14 protein-coding genes are annotated in these 22,164 nt (G+C 65.4%); 3 read left to right on the forward strand and 11 right to left on the reverse strand.

Annotation, left to right across the window (positions count from 1 at the left end):
* The first annotated feature begins 31 nt into the window (after positions 1-31).
* On the forward strand, positions 32-2,335 hold the full coding sequence (locus tag SCA01S_RS00695) for a TonB-dependent receptor (RefSeq protein WP_022677367.1): 2,304 nt from the start codon (positions 32-34) through the stop codon (positions 2,333-2,335).
* A 269-nt stretch (positions 2,336-2,604) separates the two neighbouring features.
* Positions 2,605-5,013 carry a TonB-dependent receptor gene (locus SCA01S_RS00700; RefSeq protein WP_062781856.1) on the forward strand — a complete coding sequence of 803 codons (2,409 nt, stop codon included), beginning with the start codon at positions 2,605-2,607 and terminating at the stop codon, positions 5,011-5,013.
* Between the two features lie 202 nt (positions 5,014-5,215).
* Here SCA01S_RS00700 and SCA01S_RS00705 read toward each other — a convergent pair whose 3' ends face one another.
* From SCA01S_RS00705 to SCA01S_RS00725, 5 genes are all read right to left on the reverse strand, one after another.
* Complete coding sequence (locus SCA01S_RS00705) at positions 5,216-6,388, reverse strand: glycosyltransferase (RefSeq protein WP_022677369.1); 1,173 nt, start codon at positions 6,386-6,388, stop codon at positions 5,216-5,218.
* A complete protein-coding gene (locus tag SCA01S_RS00710) occupies positions 6,388-6,936 on the reverse strand; it encodes a DUF2141 domain-containing protein (RefSeq protein ID WP_022677370.1) in 549 nt (182 codons plus the stop codon). Before SCA01S_RS00710 ends, SCA01S_RS00705 begins: the two co-directional genes overlap by 1 nt.
* Positions 6,933-7,832 carry a hypothetical protein gene (locus SCA01S_RS00715; protein ID WP_062781859.1) on the reverse strand — a complete coding sequence of 300 codons (900 nt, stop codon included), beginning with the start codon at positions 7,830-7,832 and terminating at the stop codon, positions 6,933-6,935. Before SCA01S_RS00715 ends, SCA01S_RS00710 begins: the two co-directional genes overlap by 4 nt.
* A 111-nt stretch (positions 7,833-7,943) precedes the next feature.
* Complete coding sequence (locus SCA01S_RS00720; RefSeq protein ID WP_167542853.1) at positions 7,944-9,056, reverse strand: glycosyltransferase; 1,113 nt, start codon at positions 9,054-9,056, stop codon at positions 7,944-7,946.
* Between the two features lie 20 nt (positions 9,057-9,076).
* Complete coding sequence (locus tag SCA01S_RS00725) at positions 9,077-9,856, reverse strand: DUF2334 domain-containing protein (protein ID WP_062781862.1); 780 nt, start codon at positions 9,854-9,856, stop codon at positions 9,077-9,079.
* Positions 9,857-10,090: 234 nt separating this feature from the next.
* On the opposite strand from SCA01S_RS00725, the gene SCA01S_RS00730 reads away from it, so the two are divergent.
* Entirely contained in the window at positions 10,091-10,771 is a 681-nt protein-coding gene (locus tag SCA01S_RS00730) for an RBBP9/YdeN family alpha/beta hydrolase (RefSeq protein ID WP_062781864.1), read from the forward strand.
* A 155-nt stretch (positions 10,772-10,926) separates the two neighbouring features.
* Here SCA01S_RS00730 and glgX read toward each other — a convergent pair whose 3' ends face one another.
* From glgX to SCA01S_RS00760, 6 genes are all read right to left on the reverse strand, one after another.
* Positions 10,927-12,711 carry a glycogen debranching protein GlgX gene (gene glgX, locus SCA01S_RS00735; protein WP_062781867.1) on the reverse strand — a complete coding sequence of 595 codons (1,785 nt, stop codon included), beginning with the start codon at positions 12,709-12,711 and terminating at the stop codon, positions 10,927-10,929.
* Positions 12,711-14,342 carry an alpha-D-glucose phosphate-specific phosphoglucomutase gene (locus tag SCA01S_RS00740; protein ID WP_062781871.1) on the reverse strand — a complete coding sequence of 544 codons (1,632 nt, stop codon included), beginning with the start codon at positions 14,340-14,342 and terminating at the stop codon, positions 12,711-12,713. Before SCA01S_RS00740 ends, glgX begins: the two co-directional genes overlap by 1 nt.
* Positions 14,339-15,787 (reverse strand): glycogen synthase GlgA, encoded by a 1,449-nt coding sequence (gene glgA, locus SCA01S_RS00745; RefSeq protein WP_062781874.1) that lies wholly within the window; start codon positions 15,785-15,787, stop codon positions 14,339-14,341. The genes SCA01S_RS00740 and glgA overlap by 4 nt, the downstream gene beginning before the upstream one ends.
* 170 nt (positions 15,788-15,957) lie before the next feature.
* Positions 15,958-17,217, reverse strand: a complete 1,260-nt coding sequence (gene glgC / locus SCA01S_RS00750; protein ID WP_084390706.1) for a glucose-1-phosphate adenylyltransferase — start codon at positions 17,215-17,217, stop codon at positions 15,958-15,960.
* A gap of 17 nt (positions 17,218-17,234) precedes the next feature.
* A complete protein-coding gene (glgB, locus tag SCA01S_RS00755; RefSeq protein ID WP_062782010.1) occupies positions 17,235-19,415 on the reverse strand; it encodes a 1,4-alpha-glucan branching protein GlgB in 2,181 nt (726 codons plus the stop codon).
* A gap of 10 nt (positions 19,416-19,425) precedes the next feature.
* A complete protein-coding gene (locus SCA01S_RS00760) occupies positions 19,426-21,837 on the reverse strand; it encodes a glycogen/starch/alpha-glucan phosphorylase (RefSeq protein ID WP_022677378.1) in 2,412 nt (803 codons plus the stop codon).
* Positions 21,838-22,164 lie beyond the last annotated feature (327 nt).

The following is a 22,164-nucleotide window of genomic DNA, read 5'->3' on the forward strand; positions in this document are numbered from 1 at the left end:
TGCACGGGGGCAAAATCCATGAGGGATTACCATGCGTCGCGTTTCTGCCCTGCTTGCCGGCTGCGCCGTGCTTTTCTCCTGCCCCGCCTTTGCGGCCGATGCCGCTGCGCCCGCGCCTGAATCCGCGCCCGATGCCGCCGCCAATGGCCCGGAAATCGTCGTGCTGGGCACTGGTCAAACCCGCCAGACGCAGGAAATCAAGGCCGCCGATCTGGCGATCCTGGCCTCGGGCACCAGCCCGCTCAAGGCCATTGAAAAGCTGCCCAGCGTCAACTTCCAGTCGGCTGACGCGTTCGGCAACTATGAATGGTCCACCCGCGTCACCATTCGCGGTTTCAACCAGAACCAGCTGGGCTTCACGCTCGACGGCATCCCGCTCGGCAACATGAGCTATGGCAACAACAACGGCCTGCATGTCAGCCGCGCGATCAGCCCGGAAAACATCGGCGTCACCGCCGTCAGCCAGGGTTCGGGCGCGATCGACACGCAGTCGACCAGCAACCTGGGCGGCACGCTGGAATTCAAGTCGATCGATCCGGCCGAACTGCTGCGTGATCACCACGTCGCCATCGATGCCAGCGGTTCCTATGGTTCGTCGGAAACCTGGCGCGGGTTTGGCCGCCTGGCCGTGGGCACCCCCGATGGCGTGCGTGCGTTCGGCTCTTTGCAGTACCAGAACGGCAACAAGTGGAAGGGTGATGGCCAGCAGCGCACGCTGATGACCAACTTCAAGTTCATTGCGCCTGCCGGCCGCATCAACCTGGAAGGCTGGTACAGCTATTCCGACCGCGTCGAGCAGGACTATCAGGATCTCTCGCTCGCGCTGATCGCGCGCCATGGCTACAACTGGGACAACTTCGGCCCGCACCAGTATGCCACGGCCGTGCTCGCCGCCGATGTGGGCGCCAACACCGGCTATACCGGCGTCAAGCCGACCAACCCGGCCGCCGGCACCACCTATCCCGACAACATGATCAACGCCGACGATGCCTATTACGACGCGGCCGGCCTGCGCCGTGACTGGGTCTATGCCTTTGGCGCCAGCGGCCCGCTGAACGATACGATCTCGTTCAACATCAAGTCCTACTACCACCACAACCGCGGCCAGGGCCTGTGGGGCACGCCCTATCTCGCCAGCCCCAGCGGCGTGCCGATGTCGGTGCGCACCACCGAATACGACATCAAGCGCGAAGGCGTGTTCGGCGATTTCGTGGTCGATCTGAACAAGAACAAGCTCACCGTGGGTGGCTGGGCCGAAAACAACGATTTCAACCAGGCACGCCGGTTTTATGGGCTGACCAGCCGCACCGTTCCCGGCATCGACTTCCACCACTTCCTGACCGATCCGTTCGCCACGCAGTGGTACATGGCGTACAACACCACCACGGTGCAGTACTACGTGATGGACGATATCGATCTGGGCGCGCTCAAGATCAATCTCGGCTGGAAGGGCTTTGACGTGATCAATCGCGCGTCCAAGCTGGCGGCGCAGAGCAACCTAGCGGTGGGCCGCCTCGAAGCGCGCGACTGGTTCCAGCCGCACGCGGGCCTGACCTACAAGCTGGGTGGCGGCGCCGAAGTCTTTGCCGGCTTCACCCAGGTGACGCGCGCCTTCACGGCTGACGCCACCTCCAGCCCGTTCTCCACCACCCAGGCCGGCTTCAACCAGATCGCCGCCAATGGTCTCAAGCCCGAACAGTCTGATACCTATGAAGGCGGCCTGCGCGTCAACAACGGGCCGCTCAACGCCGTGCTCGGCGGTTACCTCGTCAACTTCCGCAATCGCCTGCTGACGATCCCCACCTCGGTCGGCATCGTCGGGGCGGCCAACCTGGTGCAGAACGTGGGCAACGTGCGCGCCTATGGCCTGGAAGCGGTGGTCAACTACAAGCTGCCCTACGGCTTCGCGCTGTTCGCTTCGTATAGCTACAACAACAACACCTATCGCGACAACGTGGTGACTGCCAACGGTACGGCGCTCACCGCCGGCAAGACCGTGGTCGATACGCCCAAGCACCTGGCGCGCGGCGAAATCTCGTATGACAGCAATTCGTTCTTCGGGCGCGTTGCGGTCAACTATATGTCCAAGCGCTATTTCACCTACCTCAACGACCAGTCGGTGCCGGGCCGCGCCCTGGTCGATGCCACGCTGGGCTATCGCATCGACGTGGGCCAGCGCACGCCGCTGGAAATCCAGGTCAATGGCACCAACCTGTTCGACAAGAGCTACATTGCCACGATCGGTTCCAACGGCTTTGGCTTCTCGGGCGACAACCAGACCCTGCTGGCCGGTGCGCCGCGCCAGGTCTTCGTGACGCTCAAGGCCGGCTTCTGATCCACCCTGCGCGAGGGGGGCCATGTGCCCCCGCGCGATTCGCCTGATCGGCCCCGCTTCGGTTTGCCCGGAGCGGGGCTTTTTTTGTGCGGACACATTTTGCCATGAACTGCAGGAAATCGCGGTAATCCGCCGATTTTGCTGCAGAAAATGTCAGGTTTCGGTCAAATGTGACAATTCCTGACATGCGCGCGTCACAAAAGTGCAGCCATGCCCACCTAGGGGGTGGCGCGAAGGGGCGTTTGAGCCTCACCAGTGAGGGAAATCCGATGTTGAAGAACACTGTTCGTGCCGGCCTTCTGGCCGGGGCGGGCGCGCTTGCGCTGAACGCCATGCCGGCTTTCGCGGCCGAGACTGCACCGGCTGCCGATGCTGCGGCAGAAGCACCGGCAAGCGATGCTTCTGCGGGGGAAAAGGGCCTGACCGAAATCGTGGTCACCGCCACCAAGCGCGAAACCAACCTTCAGAAGACGCCGATCTCGATCAACGTCGTTTCGGCTGAAACGATCAAGGACCGCCACGTCCAGAGCCTGCTCGACCTCGCCGATGGCGCGGTGCCGTCGCTGCGCGTCGCCACCTTCGAAGCGCGCCAGACCGCGCTGACCATCGGTATTCGCGGCATCGTGCCGCTCGACGCCAACCAGCCGGCGCGCGAGCAGGGCGTGGGCGTCTATATCGATGGCGTCTACATGGGCCGCCAGCATGGCCTCAACGCCGCGCTGTTCGACATGGAACGCGTCGAAGTGCTCAAGGGCCCGCAGGGCACCCTGTTCGGCCGCAACACCGAAGGTGGCGCGCTCAGCCTCGTGTCCAAGGCGCCCTCGGGCCAGTTCGGCGGCCGCATCAGCGGTGGCTTTGGCAACTATGGTTCGTACAACGGCGAAATCCACCTCGACCTGCCCGAATACCACAACTTCTCGGTCAAGCTCGATGGCGTCGCCCAGTACCAGGGCGCCACGGTTAAGAACCCGCTCGCAGGCCAGACCGGCTGGAACTACTTCGACCGTCGCGGTGGCCGCATCGCCGTGCGCTGGAAGCCCACGAGCGATATCACCAACGATTTCAGCTATGACAACGGCTGGGACAGCAACTCGCCGTTCTACAGCCAGCTGCTGAACTACAACCCCAACAAGTGCGTCGCTGGCCCCGTGACCCAGGCCTGCAACACCCCGGGCACCAAGTTCACCGCGCTGACCGGCACCGTCAAGGCGCTGCCTGGCCTGGTCGTCGTCAACGGCCAGACGCGCATGAAGGTGGCCGACATCGGCGTGCCGCAGCAGCCCAGCATCGACCGCACCCACGGCTTTACCAACACCCTGAAGTGGAAGGTCGCGCCCGAACTCGAACTGCGCTCGATCACCGCATGGCGCGGCGTGACCAGCGAACAGTGGGACAACTCGGGCGGTGCGCACCGTGTGCCGGTCTATGCCGCCAACGCACCGTTCAGCCGCTATTCGCTGGCCAACCTGTGGCAGCACCAGTTCAGCCAGGAACTCCAGGCTGTCGGCTCGGTCGGCATCGTCGATTATGTCGCCGGCGTGTTCTACTTCAACGAGCACGTGTCGGATAACGCCGCCACGCCCAACTCCAACATCTGGAATGCTGACGGCACCGGCTACACCATCAACACCGCCGCGCTGCAAAATCCGTTCGCGTCGATCGACCGCGCGTCGGTGGCCAATTCCAAGAGCCTGGCTGGCTATGCCCAGGCAACCGTTAACCCGACCGAGGCACTGCACATCACCGTGGGCGGCCGCTACACCCACGACGAAAAGAAGGGCACGCTGGTCACGTTCCGCAATGCCGCCAACGGCAACACGCTGGACAAGACCTGGAACAAGTTCAACCCGATGGCGACCATCGCCTATGACGTGAACGATGGCCTGCATGTCTATGCCAAGTATGCCACCGGCTATCGCGCTGGCGGTGCATCCTCGCGCTCGCCCACGTATCGCGGGTTCGATCCGGAAAACGTGAAGTCCTATGAAGTCGGCCTCAAGAGCGACTTCTGGGATCATCGTGCCCGGTTCAACATTGCCGGCTACATCATGGACCGCAAGAACAGCCAGGTTGACTTCAACGCGATCTACGTGTCGGGCTCGTCCAACGTCAACGTGCTGGAAACGGTCAACGTTCCTGGCGTGACCAAGATCCGCGGCATCGAAGCCGATCTGACGGTCAAGCCGGTGGAAGGTCTGACGCTGAACGCCTCCTACGCCTACACCTACACCAAGCTGCCGCAGGTGACGAACCCGTTCACCGGCATCACCCAGAACGTCTACGTGGTGTTCACCCCGCGCAACGCGGCGTCGGGCTCGATCGACTATGCCCACCCGATTGGCACCAATGGCACGGAAGTGCGCTTGCACCTGGATGGCAACTATTCGCAGGCCACCCAGACGTTTGACCAGTATGCTACCAAGAACGACGCTTCGGTGGTGTTCAACGGCCGCCTGGCCCTGGCCGACATTCCGGTGTCGAACACTGGCCAGAAGCTGACGGTGGGTCTGTGGGGCCGCAACCTGTTCAACACCGCCTATGTCTATCGCCGCGATCCGTCGAATTCGATCCCGGCGTTCTCGACCTCGGCCAATGGCAATATCAACAATGTCCTGGGTGATTACGGCAACTTCAACGCGCCGCGCACCTATGGCCTGGACGCCACGATCAACTTCTGATCGCACCAGCGCACAAAACAAAGGGGTGGCGGGGAAACCTGCCGCCCTTTTTCGTTGGTATCGCGCTTGGTTTCCACCACCCCCCGACCCCCTCCTCTGAAGAGGAGGGGGAGTTAAAGCGCCAAAACAAAAGCCCCCTCCTCTTCAGAGGAGGGGGTTGGGGGTGGTGGAAACCTTGCGCAAACCAAGCGCAAGCGCCAGATCAAGCCGCCTGGCGCGCGCCTGCCAGCACCGCTTCATAGCTGGCGAACAGCTCGCGGAAATGATCGTCCATCGTGCGCGGCGGCGGCAGGTCGGCGCGGGGGCCATCCAGCCCGCTTTCGCGCGCCAGGGCATATTGCGCCACGGCTTCAGTGGCGGCGGCGGCGTTGGCGGATTCATATATCCAGCCGTTCGACGCGCGCGCCTGGTCGCTCGCGCCGCCCTGGTCGGGCGCGATCAGCGGCAGGCCGCTGGCCCGGGCTTCGGCGGCGACCATGCAGAATGTCTCGGCCTCGCAGCCATGCAGCAGGGCATCGGTGCTGGCCATCACGCGGGCCAGTTCGTGGCGCTTGGTGATCGGGGCCAGCACGCGGATATGCGGGTTGCCGCCAATGCGCCGCTCGATCGCCTTGCGCTCGCGCCCCTGGCCGGCCAGCACCATGCCCACCGGGCGGCGGTTTCCCGCGGCGGTGACGGCATCGACCAGCATCGGCCAGCGCTTTTCCGGGGCAAAGCGCCCGACGCCCAGCAGCAGCGTGGCATCCTCTGGCAGCTCGCACAGCTCGAGCATGCCCTTGCGCAGCGCCAGATCGCGGAATTCGGGCGAGAAAATGCCGGGATCGACGCCCATGGGGTTGGTCACCACCCGAGTCAGGCCACCGGCAGTGAGCCGGTCAGACAGGCTGGCACTGGCGCTGACGATCATGTCATAGCGCTCGTCCAGGCGGCGCAGGTGCCGCCAATAGCGCTCGAAAGCCTTGTCGATCGTGGGCCGCGTGGCCACCGGATCGAACCAGCGATAGGCATAGGCCGAGAGCGGATCGGCATGCATGATCAGCGCACGCGGCGCGTGGCCGGGCCAATCGGCAATCACGCTGGCGCTGCGCCAGGGCGACGATGCCTCGACGAAATCGGGCTTTTCCTCGTCCAGCGCGGCATAGAGGGCGGGGATGTCGGAAAACCAGCGATAGTTGAAATCGAGCGGGAACAGCTGGCTCTTCAGCCAGCGGATGCGGCCATTGGGCCCACGCTCCTCGACATGGTCGCGCTGGCCAGGGGCGATGACGGTAATGTCATGCCCCAGCGCCGCCGCTGCCTTGAGCTTGCGATCGACATAGGTGCGCACCCCGCCGCCCTTGGGGGCGTAGAATGCGCTAACATCGACAAGCTTCATCACGCGCCCTTGAGTGGCCCCACCGACATCAGACCGTTACGGTAGTTCATCACGATCCGCAACGTGGTCGGTCCGTTTCCAGCCGAAACGGTGGCGCTGGCCGCCTTGGGCTTGGACCAGCCCAGGCGGGGGTTGCCGGAAAAGCCGATGCCGTCGCGCTGCCAGTTGAACTTGCGGTTGCCGTCGCGGTCATGCAGCACCGAAACGGTGTATTGGCCAGGGCCGGGCAGGCGCACGCACAGGCGTGGCGTGGGTTCGGCCGGGGTGTTGACCTCCACGCGGCGAAACGTCTTGCCCGCGCCGACCAGCACGTTGTCATCGGCCAGGAAATCGCTGTCGTTGGCCGGATAGACTTCCAGCTTGAGCTTGCCGGTGTGGTCCTTGAGGCCCAGGATATCGACCATGAACGAGGGGCCATGCTCGCCAGGGCGGCACTGCCCTTCGGCCTTGCCGAGATCGGGGGTGGACGGCGGCAGCGGGCCGGCGCCCCCCAGCAGCAGGGCGGCGGGAATGACTGCGACAGGTGCCAGCAGGGCCAGCTTCTTCACGCGTTCTTCTCCTTCTGCACGAGATCCAGCAGCATCAGACCGATGAACAGGATCACGTGTGTGGCAACGATCAGCATCGATATCATCGCGATCATGACATCAGTCTGAACTCCCTTGCCCACGATCAGCGGCGTGATGCCGGCAAACGCGATATCCTTATTGGGGATGAAGGGAAGGCGTGCCACCAGCAGGCGGATGGTGGAAAAGAGGATCCAGGTGCCGATCGACACCTCGGGCAGGATCAGGTGCCAGGACAAGGCGGTAAAGCCCATGCCGGCGGCGATGCGCAGGCAGTGGACCATGAAGACGAACCACAGCGCGCGGCCCGAAAGGCTGAAAATGCCCTTGCGCAGGAACGTGATGACCAGCGACGTCGCCAGGGCAAAGGCGATGGCCGAAACGATCAGCCAGGTGTTCTGGCCGAAATCGACCCGCCCGCTGACATACCAGGTAATGCCCATCATCAGGATCGTGATGATGTTGCCGGCCAGCGCCGAAAGGATCGCCACGTCCTTCACCGCGCCAAAGGGCGAACCCTCCATCTTCACATGGCGGCGCGCCCAGTCGTAGAAATAGACTTCCCCGACATAGCCCAGCAGCAGTTCGTTGCCGACCAGCTTCTTGAGCAGCGGCGCCAAGCCCGAAAACGGGATGCCCCACAGCTTGCGGAAGATCACCCAGTCGGCCACCGGCCCAGCGAAATAGCTGGCAGCCAGCACCAGCCAGATCAGCGGGGAGCGCGGGATGATCGATACCACCATCAGCCAGTTGAGCTGGCGCAGCTGCCACAGCACGGCGCACAGGATCGCCACCGAAACGGCGGGGCCCAGATAGGCGCTCCATTTGCGCAGGCCGCTGGCTTGGGGAGCGGTCTCGGGAATCGCGGGTGTCGTCATCGTTTCTCGTTCAGGCCCGGGCGCGGCGTTACAGCGAACATGGTCGCCGCGCTATCCGCTTTCTGCGGGTTGGCGTGTGCGACGGGTTCGCCCGTGCCGGGCAGCGGGTGATCAGCCATGGGCCAGTCGCTGCATTTCAACGACATAGCTTTGGGCGGCAATTTCCACAGTAAAACGGCGCGCCTGGGCGCGGGCGGCGGCCGAATCGAACGGCAGGCTGGTGATGCGATCCATCGCCGCGGCCAGCGCCGGCGCGTCGCGCACCGGCACGAGCAGGCCAAAGCGGCCCTGGCCGAGCAGATCGCCCATGCTCACGCTGCATGTCGTGGCTACCACCGGCAGCCCGGCGGCCAGCGCCTCGGGCACCACGGCGGGCACACCTTCATAATCGGATGACATGACCAGCGCATCGGCGCCAAGCAGCGCGGCGGACACCGGATTGACATGGCCGGGCAGATCGACCCGATCGGCAATGCCCAGGCTGCGGGCGAGGGCTTCCAGGCCCTTGCGTGCCGATCCTTCGCCCAGGATGGTCAACCGATCATCGCCCCGCGCGATCTGGGCAAAGGCGCGCAGCAGCAGCGGAAAGTTCTTTTGCGCCGCCAGCCGGCCGATCGCCAGGAAGCGGCGCCCGCCGGCCGCATCGCGCGGCGGGCGGGGCAGGGCTTCGAGGTGGGCGATCTGCGCCTCGTCCAGCGCGGGGTCATCGATGATCGCGACGCGTTCGGGCGGCGCGTGCATCAGCGTTTCCAGTTCGGCCCGCATCGGCGCAGCCATGCCGACCAGGCGATCGAGCAGGCGGCCCTGGATTTTTAGCCACTGGCGATAGAACGGCCGCGCCGGGGCGGGCAGATCGGCCCGCGCCAGATCGTTGCTGATCTTGGCCAGGATCGGCGGGCAGCGCTTGCCCAGCAGCAGCCGCATGGTCACGGCCACCACGGTATAGGAATTGCCCGCGCAAAACAGCACATCGGGGCGGTGGCGGCGGATCGCACCCGGCAGGCGCAGCATCATCCACAGCGTTTCCCACGCTGCGGTGGGCACGCCATGGCTATCGAACACATCGGCCGCAAGCCCCGGCCATTCGCCGCGCATCGCGCCCTGAGTGCGCCCCAGCACCAGACGCGCATCGACGCCCTGCGCCAGCCAGGCGCGGTGCAGGCGCAGCGCCACGCGCTCCACCCCGCCCGGCTCGAAGCTGTGCAGGAAGGTCAGAACGCGCAAGGGTCGGTGCGTGATCGCGGTCAAAACAGGCTCGTCGGGCCGGTCAGACTGGCATAGCGCGCGGGTTCGTGGCTCTTGGCAAAGCGTGCCAGCGTGGCATCGATCGAGCGCAGCAGGGCAGGCACCGTGGTATCGCCGGGATGCACCGCCACGCGCACCGTCCGCGTCAGCGGCAGCGCCTGGCGGGCCAGGGCGGAAAACCACAGCGAAGAGCGGATGCGCGCCTTGCTGCGGCTGGCCCAGGTGATCACCGGCCCCTTGGCCAGCACTTCGCCGCTTTGCGGGCGCCACACTTTCATGTGGTCTTCGGCCAGGGCAAAGCCCAGCTCAGCCATGGCCTGGTGCGCGCCGGGGCCATAGAGCCAGGCCGGCGCGATGAAGCCGGTCACCGGGCGGCCGAGAATGTCTTCGACCAGAGCCTTGCCCTGCGCCATGCGGGCCAGCGCCTCGGCATGGGACAGGTTGAGGAATTCACCCTCGCCGGCGGTCATGTGCTTGCCCTTGAAGCCGGCCAGACCTTGCTCCGCGGGGGTTTCGTCCTTGTGGCACCAGCCGTGCAGGAACATCTCGATGCCCATGTCGGCCCATTGCCGCAGCCGTGCCTGGAACGCGGCATTGCCCGCCAGTGGCGCGCTGCGCCAGTGATCCGGGATCACCAGCATGGCAAACTTGCCCGTGCCCAGATGGCCGGACAGGCGCTCTGCCAGGGCGTCGACCTGCCGTTCGAAACGCGGGCTGACATCGTGGATCGAGGCCAGCAGGCGCTTGCGCGGCGCATCGGGAATCGCTGGTGCTGTCATGCCGGAAACGCTCGTGATCCCTTTTGTCTCGGCGCCAAGGCCCCCCTTGCACCGGCCCATGGGCCTGTCGCAAATGGCGGGAAAATGCAACCGGGTTCCGGTGCTTTGCCACCGGGCGCAAAACGCTGTCGCTTCATCGCCAGATGATTGTCTATCGCAAAGATTGAGTTATCTCTTGTTCATGTCGGGACGTAAACCGAGTCGACCGGCCGCTTCCTTGGTGGGAGAACTTGTATGGCCCATGAACATGCCTTTAGCCGCACTGCCGATCCGATCATCCTGACCGTGCCGGGGCTGGACAATTCCGGCCCTGACCACTGGCAAACCATTTGGGAACAGACACTTCCCGATTGCCACCGGGTTGACCTCGGGCTGTGGAATGATCCGCACCGCAACACCTGGGTCAACAAGCTGGCCCTGGCGATCCAGCGTGCCCACGAAGGGGCCGGGCGCCCCGTCGTGCTGGTGGCGCACAGCCTAGGCTGCCTGGCCGTGGCCTGGTGGGCGGAATATGAACGCTTGGCCAATGGCCCGCGCCAGATGCCGGTGATTGGCGCTTTGCTGGTGGCGCCGCCCGATGTGGAAGACGGGGTGAAAGACCGCCGCCTGACCCGCTTTGCCCCGGTGCCCGAAACCGAACTGCCGTTCCCCGCGATCGTGGTGGGCAGCCGCGATGATCGCTATGCCACGCCCGGGGCCACGCGCCGCCTGGCCCAACGCTGGGGCGCGCGATTTGCCGATGCTGGCGCCGCCGGGCACATCAACGCGCAATCGGGCCTGGGTGAGTGGGCGTTCGGCCGCCTGCTGCTCAACCGGCTGCTGCCGCGCGCGCTGTCGCTCGATGATGGTCAGGCCACCTATGTGCCCGCGCCGCGCCGCTTCGTCGATCCGGCCTTGCGCCGCCTGGGGGCCTGACAAGGCGTTCAATCTCCCCTCCTCTTCAGAGGAGGGGTTGGGGGTGGTGCGAAGCCTTGTGCAAGGTGTCCACCACCCCCCGACCCCCTCCTCTAAAGAGGATGGGGAGGACAAATTTCTATGATCCGTTCGCCCTGAGCTTGTCGAAGGGCCCCTCAGCCCAGCGCTACTCCATCGGCCCGGCTCACCCGAAAACCGGGCCGCGCCTGATCGGGCGCACGCCATGCCACGCCCGGCGTTGCGGGGTCTTCCCATCGCCCGCCGTCCATCGCCGCGCCGTCGAGCGCCAGCCATTGCCCGTCTTCGGGAAAGCGCGCCATGTCGCCCTGCCTGGCGGCAGAAAGCCGCGCTACGAAATCCTCAAGATCCCGATCGCGCGCCTGCCAGTCGATCCATGACAGCGGATTGTCCTGGGAATAGGCATTGTTGTTGCCTTGCTGGCTGCGGCCAAACTCGTCACCGGCGGTCAGCATGATCGTGCCGGTTGATGCAAACAGCGTGCCCAGCAGCGCGCGCTGGGCCGCCCGCCGCCGCGCCAGCACGGCGGGATCGTCGCTTGGCCCTTCGGCGCCGTTGTTCCACGAATAGTTGTCGTCGTGCCCGTCGCGGTTGTTTTCGCCGTTGGCCTCGTTGTGTTTGTGGGCAAAGGCCACGCAATCGGCCAGGGTAAAGCCATCGTGCGCCGCCAGGAAATTGACGCTGCGGCACGGCGCGCTGTCACACGGGCCAAACACATCGGCCGAGCCGGCCAGGCGCGTAGCCAGCTGGCCCAATGTTCCATCGCCGCGCCAGAACCGCCGCACGTCATCGCGAAAGCGGTCGTTCCATTCCAGCCAGTTGGCCGGAAACTGGCCGAGTTGATAGCCGCCCGGCCCGATGTCCCACGGTTCGGCAATCAGCACGCGGTCTGCCAGCAGCGGATCGGCGGCGATCTCGGCAAAGATCGGGGCAGCGGCGGCAAAGCCCGGCCCGCGCGCCATGACCGGCGCCAGATCGAAGCGGAAGCCATCGACCCCGGCATGGGCCACGAAATGGCGCAGCGCATCAATCGTCAACTGGCGGAAGTGAGGCTTCGCGAAATCGAGCGTGTTGCCGCAGCCGGTATCGTTGATCAGGCTGCCATCCGCAGCATGGCCATAGGCGGCATTGTCCAGCCCGCGCAGGCTGACGATCGGCCCGGCCACGTCGCTTTCGCCGGTGTGGTTGAACACCAGATCAAGGATCGTGCCGATGCCCGCCGCGCGCAGGGTGGCCACGGTGTCGCGCAGTTCGGCGATCCCGCCCGGGCACAGCCCCGGATCGAGCGCCATGAACGCCACCGGGTTATAGCCCCAGGCATTGCGCAGGCCGAGTGGGGGCAGGTGGCGCTCGTCTATCCATGCCACGATCGGCATCAGTTCCACCGCGTTGATGCCCAGCTTGACGAGGTGCGCCAGCACGGCGGGATGCGCCAGCGCGGCCACCGTGCCGCGCAGATGCGCCGGCACATCGGGGTGCAGCATGGTAAAGGCGCGCACGTTCAGTTCATAGATCAGCCCGCCCGGCGCAAACAGCGGCGGGGCAGGGGGCACGGTAGGCAGGTCTCCCGTCACGATCGCCTTTGGCACCAGCGCGGCGGTATCGGCGCCAAAGGTGGAAAGGGCCGGATCATAGACAAAGCGCTGGTCCAGTTCGACGGCATGGGGATCAACCAGCAGCTTGGCCGGATCTAACCACAGCCCGCGTTCGGGCGCCCATTCCCCATCGGCACGATAGCCATAGCGCGCGCCGGCGTGGTCGCCCGGCAGGGTCAGTGTCCAATCGTGGCCATGGCGCACCATGGCGTGGCGCGTTTCCGCGCCGTGCGCATCGAACAGGCACAGCCACACCGCATCGGCCAGCGGCGCGCGTACCTGCCAGGTGGTGCCACCGGGGCCGGTATGCGCGCCATGGGCCACGATCAGGTGATCACGTCGGGTGCGGTGCGGCCGGTGTGGGCCACGATGCCGGCCACGGCATCGGCCGCGGCAATCAGGTCGGCCAGCATCTCGCCGGTGTCACGGTCGAGATAGCCGTCTGCCGGCTCATAGCGTTCGAGATAGACGCGCAGCGTCGCCCCTTCGGTGCCGGTGCCAGACAGGCGGAAGACGATGCGCGATCCGCCTTCGAACAGCACGCGCAGGCCCTGGTTGGCGCTGGTGCTGCCATCGACGGGATCGAGATAGGAAAAGCTGTCTGCCGTGGCGACAGTCAGCGGGCCAAAGCTCTGCCCCGGCAGGCTGGCGAGCTTGCCGTTCAGCGCGGCCATCAGGGCATCGGCCTGCTCGGTGGGCAGCCCTTCATAATCGTGCCGCGCGTAATAGTTGCGGCCATACTTGGCCCAGTGTTCGCGCGCCAGTTCGTCCACGCTGATCTTGCGCACGGCCAGAATGTTGAGCCACAGCAGCACCGCCCACAGGCCGTCCTTTTCGCGCACATGGTCCGATCCGGTGCCGGCGCTTTCCTCGCCGCAGATCGTTGCCATGCCCGCGTCGAGTAGGTTGCCGAAGAACTTCCAGCCGGTAGGCGTCTCGTAATAGGGGATGCCCAGCGCCTCGGCCACGCGATCGGCCGCCGCGCTGGTCGGCATCGAGCGGGCGATCCCGGCCAGGCCCCGGGCATAGCCGGGCGCCAGGTGGGCATTGGCCGCCAGCATGGCCAGGCTGTCCGACGGGGTGATGAAACGGCCCTTGCCGACGATCAGGTTGCGATCGCCGTCGCCATCGGATGCCGCGCCGAAATCGGGCGCATCGGGGTCGAACATCGTATCGAACAGCGCCTTGGCATGGACCATGTTGGGATCGGGGTGATGCCCGCCGAAATCCTCCAGCGGCACGCCGTGGCGCACCGTGCCGGGCGCAAAGCCCAGCCGCTTTTCCAGGATTTCCGTGGCGTAGGGGCCGGTCACGGCATGCATGGCATCGAATGCCATGGTCAGGCCATCGGCCACGGCAGCGCGGATCGCGGCAAAATCGAACAGCGTCTCCATCAGGTCGGCATAGTCAGCCACCGGATCAATCACCGAGACCTGGCACCCGCCCACGTCCACGCTGCCGCAGGTATCAAGGTCGATGTCAGCGGCATCCACTGCCAGCCAGCGGTCGATCGTCTGCGTGCGGGCATAGATCGCCTCGGTCACGCCTTCGGGCGCCGGGCCGCCATTGGCGATGTTGTACTTGATGCCGAAATCCTCGTCCGGCCCGCCGGGGTTGTGGCTGGCCGAGAGGATCAGGCCGCCGCTTGCCTTGTAGCGGCGGATCACGTTGCTTGCCGCCGGGGTGGAGAGGATGCCGCCCTGGCCGACCAGCACCTGGCCATAGCCATTGGCCGCCGCCATGCGGATCGCCTGCTGGATCACCGTGCGGTTGTGATAGCGCCCGTCGCCACCGATAACCAAGGTGCTGCCGGCCTCGCGCTCCACCACATCGAACACGGCCTGGATGAAGTTTTCGGCATAGCCTGGCTGGGCAAACACGCGCACTTTCTTGCGCAGGCCCGATGTGCCCGGCTTCTGCCCGGCATAGGGCGTGGTCTGGTGGGTGGTGATCGTCATTCTGCCCCCGCAAGTTGGCGATAGAGCGCGGCATAGGCCTGCCCGCTGCGCTTCCATGAAAAGTCCGTCTTCATGCCTGTTCGCTGCATCTGCGTCCAGACATCGCACTGCCCATAAAGGGCAATCGTGCGCGTTATCGCAGCTGCGAAAGAAGGATAGGTGACACCGTGGAACGTCACCCCGGTGGCCGCCTGGCCGTTGATGGCAGCCAGGTTGGCATCCACCACGGTATCGGCCAGGCCCCCGGTATGCGCCACCACCGGCACGCAGCCATAGGCCAGGCCATAAAGCTGCGTGAGGCCGCAAGGTTCGAACCGGCTGGGCACCAGAATGGCATCGCCGCCGCCCTGCATGCGGTGCGACAGCGCCTCATCATAGCCAATCCGCAAGCTGACGCGCCCGGGATGGCGCGCGGCGGCGGCATGCAGGCCGGCCTCGAGCGCGGGGTCGCCCGCGCCGAGCAGCGCCAGCCGCCCGCCCAGGCCGACCAGATGGTCGATCACTTCCAGCAGCACGTCGATGCCCTTCTGCCAGGTCAGCCGGGTGACGCACACGAACAGCGGCCCATCGCCCTGTTCCAGATGGAACTCCCGCTCCAGCGCGCGCTTGTTGGCGGCACGCCGGGCGAGCGAGCGCCAGGAATAGGTCTGCAGCAGGTGCTGGTCAGTTTCAGGGTTCCACACCGCCGGATCGATGCCGTTGACTATGCCGTGCACGCGATCGCCCTTGGTGGTGATCAGGCCTTCCAGCCCCATGCCAAAGGCAGGATCGCGGATCTCGCGGGCATAGGTCGGGCTCACCGTGGTGATCGCGCTGGCGCTTTCCAGCCCGGCTTTCAAAAAGCCCACGCCGCCGTGGTATTCCACGCCGTCGATCGCCCAGGCCCACGAGGGCAGCCCCAGCAGGGCAAAGATATCGGCGCCATAATAGCCCTGGAACGCCATGTTGTGGATGGTCATGACCGAGGGGATCGCCGTGCCCGCCGGGGCAAAGCGCATATAGGCCGGCGCCATCGCCGCCTGCCAATCGTGCGCGTGGGCCAGATCGAAGACCAGGCCTTTCACCGCGCCGCCCGCCACATCGGCGGCCGCGCGGCCAAACGCGGCAAAGCGGCGCCAGTTGTCGCCCCAGTCGCGCCCGGCGAGATCGGCATAGGGGCCTCCGTCGCGGGAAAACAGGTTGGGACTGTCGACCACCAGCAGCGGATGGCTGCCCAGCTTGCCCGCCAGCAGCCGGGCCGGCTCGCCCAGCAGGCTGTCCCACTGGTGGATCGCTTTGGCCTTGCCCAGCGCCTTGGTCACGGCGGGATAGCCCGGCAGGATCGTGGTCATCGCCACGCCGTGCGGCGCCACGGCATCGGGCAGGGCGCCGGCCACATCGGCCAGCCCGCCGGTCTTGATCAGTGGCACCGCTTCTGATGCGATGGAAAGAACGCGCAAGGTCATTCCAGTCTCCCCGGCCAGCTAGCCGGTCTTAAGGCATCTTTGGTCCTGTCCTTCGTCACCCCCGGACCTGTTCCGAGGTCCAGCTTGCGGCCTTTGCCGGAACAAGCGGAAAGAAGCGGGGCCCCGGATCAAGTCCTGGGCGACGACAGGTTGTGTTACCGTGGTTGGCGCTAAACCAGCTTGTCGATCATCGCCTTGGTGATGAGGCAGACACCGTTGTCGGTGCGGCGAAACCGCCGCGCGTCCAGTTCGGGATCTTCGCCCACTACCAGCCCTTCGGGAATGCGCACGCCCGAATCCAGGATCACCCGGCTGAGCTTGGCACCCCGGCCGATGTTGCAATAGGGCAGGATCACGCCTTCCTCCACGCTGGAGAATGACCCCATCTTGACGCCAGTGAACAGCAGGCTGCGCTTGGCCAGCGCGCCCGAAACAATGCAATCCTGGCTGATCAGCGATGAAATCGCCATGCCGCGCCGGCCTTCCTCGTCGTGCACGAACTTGGCCGGGGCAGCGATGATCTGGTCGGTCCAGATCGGCCACTCGCGATCGTACATGTTGAGCTTGGGCACCGTGTCGGTCAGGTCGAGGTTGGCCTCGAAATAGGCGTCGAGCGTGCCCACGTCGCGCCAGTATTCCTCGATCTCGTCGGCCGCGCGGATGCAGCTGTTGCTGAAGCGGTGGGCCACCGCCTTGCCGTGCTTGACGATGTAGGGGATGATATCGCCGCCGAAATCGCGGTTCGATCCCGGCGTTGCCGCATCGCGGCGCAACTGGTCGAACAGGAACTCGGTTTCGAATACATAGATGCCCATCGATGCCAGGGCATGGTCCGGGTCGCCGGGGATGGTCGGCGGATTGGCCGGCTTTTCGACAAAGCTGGTGATCACGCTGTCTTCGTCCACGCCCATCACGCCAAAGCCGGTCGCCTCGGCCTTGGGCACCACCAGGCAGCCCACGGTCACATCGGCCCCCGAATTGACGTGCTGCTGCAGCATCAATTCGTAGTCCATCTTGTAGATGTGGTCGCCCGCCAGGATCACCATGTGCTTGGGCGCATGGGCCTGGATGATGTCGATGTTCTGATAGACCGCATCGGCCGTGCCTTCATACCACAACAGCTCGGAAATGCGCTGCGAGGCGGGCAGGATGTCAAAGCTTTCGTTGCGTTCCGGGCGCATGAAGTTCCACGCGCGGTTCATATGCCGGATCAGCGAGTGCGCCTTGTATTGCGTCGCCACGCCGATGCGGCGAATGCCCGAATTGATCGCGTTCGACAGGGCAAAGTCGATGATCCGGCTGACCCCGCCGAAATAGACGGCCGGCTTGGCGCGGTTGTCGGTCAGTTCCTTCAACCGGCTGCCGCGTCCGCCAGCCAGGACATAGGCCATGGCATCGCGAGCCAGGGGTTGCCCATAGGTTTTGCGCATCCGTTCCTCCTGGCCGTTCATTCGGCCTTGATCTGACATTCAAACATCATCGTTGAAAGCGGCGGCAGGATGACAAACGCCGCCCCGTCTTCCGCCACGATCTTTCCGGCATTGCCCTGGCCGCTGCCGCCATAGTGCGCCGCGTCAGAGTTGAGCACTTCGCGCCATTCCCCGTCGTGTGGCAGGGGCAGGCGATAATGGTCGTGCAAGGCGGGCGTCATGTTGCACACCACCACCACTGGGGCATGGCCGGGCGCGCGGCGCACCCAGGCAAAGACGCTGGCCAGTGCATCGTCCACCACCAGCCATTCGAACCCTTCGCCCTCGCAATCGCGCGCGTGCAGCGCGGGCAGGGCGGCATAGGCACGGTTCAGATCGCGCACCCAGGCCTGCATGCCGGCGTGGGGAGCATGGTCGAGCATGTCCCAATCGAGCGCGCGCGCCTCGCTCCATTCGCGGCGCTGGGCAAATTCCTGGCCCATGAACAACAGCTTCTTGCCGGGATAGCCCCACATCATCCCGTAATAGGCGCGCAGGTTGGCAAACTTGTGCCAGTCATCGCCGGCCATCTTGCCCAGCATGCTGCCCTTGCCGTGTACCACTTCATCGTGGCTGATCGGCAGCACGAAATTTTCGGTGAAGGCATAGACCAGCCCGAACGTGATCTCGTTGTGGTGATAGCGGCGATGCACCGGGTCGCGCGCCATATAGCGCAGGGTATCGTTCATGAACCCCATGTTCCACTTGAAGCCGAAGCCCAGGCTGCTGGGTCGCTCGCCTTCGTCCAGCGCGGGCTGGGTGACGCCGGGCCAACTGGTCGATTCCTCGGCCATGGTCATCACGCCGGGGCAGGTGCCATAGACCGCCTGGTTCATCGCCCGCAGGAAATCGACCGCTTCCCAGTTCTCGCGCCCGCCCTGGGCATTGGGAATCCATTCGCCGCTCTTGCGCGAATAATCGCGGTACAGCATCGAGGCGACCGCATCCACGCGCAGCCCATCGACGTGATAGCGCTCGGCCCAGAACAGCGCGTTGTTGATCAGGAAATCGCGCACCTCGCGCCGGCCGAAATTGTAGATCGCGGTGTTCCAATCGGGGTGGAACCCCTGGCGCGGGTCTTCATGTTCATAGAGCGCCGTGCCATCGAACCGCGACAGGCCATGCGCGTCGGTGGGAAAATGCGCCGGCACCCAATCGATCAGCACGCCCAGCCCGGCGCGGTGCGCGCCATCGACAAAGCGGGCAAAGCCCATCGGCTCGCCAAACCGGGCCGACGGGGCATAGAGCCCGGTGGTCTGATAGCCCCAGCTCGGGTCATAGGGATGCTCTGACACCGGCAGGAACTCGATATGGGTAAAGCCCATGTCGACGGCATAGGGGATCAACTGGTCAGCCAGTTCGTCCCAGCTGTAGAACTCGCGCCCGTCACCGGGCTTGCGCCACGATCCGGCATGGACCTCATAGATCGAGATTGGCTGGCGGCGCGGATCGGCCTTCTCCCAGAACGCGCGGTGTTCAGCATCGCCCCAGGCGTGGGGCGGGGCGTCGAGCGTGATCGAGGCAGTGTGCGGTCGCAGTTCTGCCGCCAGGGCATAGGGATCGGCCTTGTACGGCTGCACCGTGCCATCACTCGCCACGATGCGATACTTGTAGGGCCGCCCGCCGCCGATGTCGGGCAGGAACAGTTCCCAGATCCCCGTGTCGCTGCGGCGGCGCATGGGGTGGCGGGCGCCATCCCAATCGTTGAAATCGCCCACCACGCTCACCAGCCGGGCGTTGGGCGCCCAGACGGCAAAGTGCACGCCGCGTGCGCCTTCGTGATCGATCACGTGGGCGCCCAGCTTGTCGAACAGGCGGTGGTGGGTGCCCTGGCCGATGAGAAAGTCATCGACCGGGCCCAGCACCGGCCCGAACGAATAAGGGTCGGTCACGTCCCAGCTGTGTTGGCCGGCCTGGCAGGCATAGCGCACTGGCTGGCGCGGCCCGGCCACTGGACCTTCGAACAGGCCGCGCGGATCGACGCGTTTCAAAACGCCCAGCGACGTGCCGTCAAGGGCGAACGCTTCTGCCCGTTCCGCTCCGGGCAAAATGGCGCGGGCAAAGGCACCTTGCGGGCCGGGATGCACCCCCAGCAGGGAAAACGGATCGGCATGGGTGCCGTCAAGCAGCGCCGTGATTGCCTCGGCCGGGGGGTGCAGGCTCAGGATGTCACACTCCCCAGATGTCGCGGGCATATTCGCCGATCGTGCGATCCGACGAGAACCAGCCCACGTTGGCAATGTTGCGGATGGCGCTGGCGCGCCACGCCGGCTGGTTGGCCCAGCGTGCGTCAACCCCGCGCTGCGCGGCGTGATAGGCATCGAAATCGGCCGCAACCAGGAACCAGTCGCTGTCATAGAGCCCGCCCATCAGCCCGGCATACCGGTGCGGATCGTCGGGCGAGAACACGCCGCTGGCAATGGCCGAGATCGCCTGCTGCAACTCGCGGCTGCCCTCGATCACGGCGCGCGGGTTATAGCCATCCGCGCGGATCGCCGCCACTTCCTCGGCGGTCTTGCCGAAGATCACGATGTTGTCATCGCCGACCCGGTCCTTGATCTCGATGTTGGCGCCATCGAGCGTGCCGATCGTCAGCGCGCCGTTAAGCGCGAACTTCATGTTGCCGGTGCCCGATGCTTCCATCCCGGCCGTGGAAATCTGTTCCGACAGATCGGCGGCAGGGATGATGCGTTCGGCCAGGGTCACGTTGTAGTTGGGCACGAACACCACCTTGAGCAGGCCCCCGACCGAGGGATCGGAGTTGACGCGGCGGGCAATGTCGTTGGCCAGTTTGATGACCAGCTTGGCGTTGTGATAGCTCGACGCCGCCTTGCCCCCAAAGATCTTTACGCGCGGGGTCCAGTCGCGTTCCGGGTGGCTGCGAATTTGATCATAGAGCGCCACCGTCTCGATCAGGTTGAGCAGCTGGCGCTTGTATTCGTGGATGCGCTTGATCTGCACGTCGAACAGCGCATCTGGATCGAGCCGAACGCCGGTCAGCTGCTTGATATGCCCGGCCAGCGCCACCTTGTTGGCGCGCTTTACCTCGGCAATGCGTTCGCCAAGCTGCGCGTCATCGGCCATCGCGTTGAGATCGGACAGCTTTTCGGCATCGTCGAGGAACGCATCGCCGATTGCGTCCTTGATCACGCCCACCAGCCGCGGGTTGCACTGCTGCAACCAGCGGCGCGGGGTGACGCCGTTGGTCTTGTTGTTGATGCGCGTGGGATAAAGGGCGTGAAGATCGGCAAACACCGTGGTCTTCATCAGCTCGGTATGCAGCGCGGCCACGCCGTTGATCGAATGCGCGCCCACGAAGGCCAGGTTGGCCATGCGCACGCGCCGCTCGCCGCCCTCGTCGATCAGGCTGATCGCGGCGATCGCGCGGTCGTCCAGTCCGGCCTTGCGCGCCTCGCGCAGCACGCGGCTGTTGATCGCATAGATGATCTGCATGTGGCGCGGCAGCAGGCGTTCGAACAGCGGCAGCGGCCAGCTTTCCAGCGCTTCGGGCAGCAGGGTGTGGTTGGTATAGCCCACCGTGCGCTTGGTCACGTCCCAGGCCTCGTTGAACTCAAGCCCGTACATATCGACCAGGATGCGCATCAGTTCAGCCACGGCCACGCTGGGGTGCGTGTCGTTGAGCTGGATCGCGGCCTTGTCGGGCAGGGTGCGCACGTCGCCATGGTATTGCGCGTGGCGGCGCACGATGTCCTGGATGGAGGCGGAGGTGAAGAAGTATTCCTGGCGCAGGCGCAGTTCCTGGCCCGCCGGCGTGCTGTCGGCCGGATAGAGCACGCGCACCAGGGCATCGGCGCGCACCTGCTCGGCCAGCGCGCCGGCGTGGTCACCGGCGTTGAACGCATCCAGGCGGATGGGATCGAGCGGGTTGGCCGTCCACAGGCGCAGGGTGTTCACCCGCTTGCCCTTGTAGCCCACCACCGGCGTATCGACGGCGCTTGCCTCGACCTTTTCATGCGGGCGCCATTCCACGCCATCGCCGTTGTCGATGACCTCGCCGCCAAAGCCGATCATATAGGCGCTTTCGCGGCGATCGAACTCCCACGGGTTGCCGTGGCTCAGCCAGGTTTCAGGCAGTTCCACCTGCCAGCCATCGTCGATGCGCTGGCGGAACATGCCGTTCACATAGCGGATGCCATAGCCGTAGGCGGCAATGTCCAGGCTCGCCAGGCTTTCCATGAAGCAGGCCGCCAGGCGGCCAAGGCCGCCGTTGCCCAGCGCCGCATCGGGCTCCAGCTCTTCCAGCGCGGCCAGGTCGAAGCCATGGCTGGCCAGCGCCTTTTCCATCTCGCGCGTCAGGCCCAGGTTCGACAGCGCGTCGCGCAGCAGCCGGCCGATGAGGAATTCCAGGCTGAGATAGTAAACCCGCTTGCCGCCCTGGTCATAGGTCTTGCGGGTGGATTCCATCCAGCGATCGATGATCACGTCGCGCAGCGCCAGGCAGGTGGCGGTGTACCAGTCGTGGGGCTTGGCGGCCCGTTCATCCTTGCCCACGCGGTGCCGCAGCACATCGATGATGTGGGCGTCGATCTCGGCAACCTTGGACGTGATTTCGAGGCTCATGGCTATAGCTCCACCTGCTTGGGCCTTGTCATGCTGCGCCCTTGCGGGCGCACCATCAACCGGGCCGGTTATCCCGGCCTTCCTGTGGCTCCTGCCCCCGTATCGCGTGGATCGGGTGTCGCCCCCTTGCGACACGCGGCCCCCGGCCAGCGGCTTGTTGCCGCAGCCTGGCATGCACCGGCTGCGACCTCCCGTTGCCAGGGGTAAGCCAGCCTTGCCCCCGCCGACAAGCGCAGAGTTTTGCCCATCACCAGATTGGTGGAAATCGCGCCGGCCCGCTGGCCTTCGTCATGGCCGCCTGCGGCCCTGGTCTTGCGTATGATCGCC

This window comes from Novosphingobium capsulatum NBRC 12533 (assembly GCF_001598375.1).
Lineage (GTDB): Bacteria > Pseudomonadota > Alphaproteobacteria > Sphingomonadales > Sphingomonadaceae > Novosphingobium > Novosphingobium capsulatum.

Coding starts and splice junctions, on each gene's coding strand:
- SCA01S_RS00725 (WP_062781862.1), bottom strand. CDS start 9,856: ATGACAGCACCAGCGATTCCCGATGCGCCGCGCAAGCGCCTGCTGGCC.
- SCA01S_RS00700 (WP_062781856.1), top strand. CDS start 2,605: ATGTTGAAGAACACTGTTCGTGCCGGCCTTCTGGCCGGGGCGGGCGCG.
- SCA01S_RS00715 (WP_062781859.1), bottom strand. CDS start 7,832: ATGACGACACCCGCGATTCCCGAGACCGCTCCCCAAGCCAGCGGCCTG.
- SCA01S_RS00760 (WP_022677378.1), bottom strand. CDS start 21,837: ATGAGCCTCGAAATCACGTCCAAGGTTGCCGAGATCGACGCCCACATC.
- SCA01S_RS00705 (WP_022677369.1), bottom strand. CDS start 6,388: ATGAAGCTTGTCGATGTTAGCGCATTCTACGCCCCCAAGGGCGGCGGG.
- glgA (WP_062781874.1), bottom strand. CDS start 15,787: ATGACCTTGCGCGTTCTTTCCATCGCATCAGAAGCGGTGCCACTGATC.
- glgC (WP_084390706.1), bottom strand. CDS start 17,217: ATGCGCAAAACCTATGGGCAACCCCTGGCTCGCGATGCCATGGCCTAT.
- SCA01S_RS00695 (WP_022677367.1), top strand. CDS start 32: ATGCGTCGCGTTTCTGCCCTGCTTGCCGGCTGCGCCGTGCTTTTCTCC.
- SCA01S_RS00740 (WP_062781871.1), bottom strand. CDS start 14,342: ATGACGATCACCACCCACCAGACCACGCCCTATGCCGGGCAGAAGCCG.
- SCA01S_RS00730 (WP_062781864.1), top strand. CDS start 10,091: ATGGCCCATGAACATGCCTTTAGCCGCACTGCCGATCCGATCATCCTG.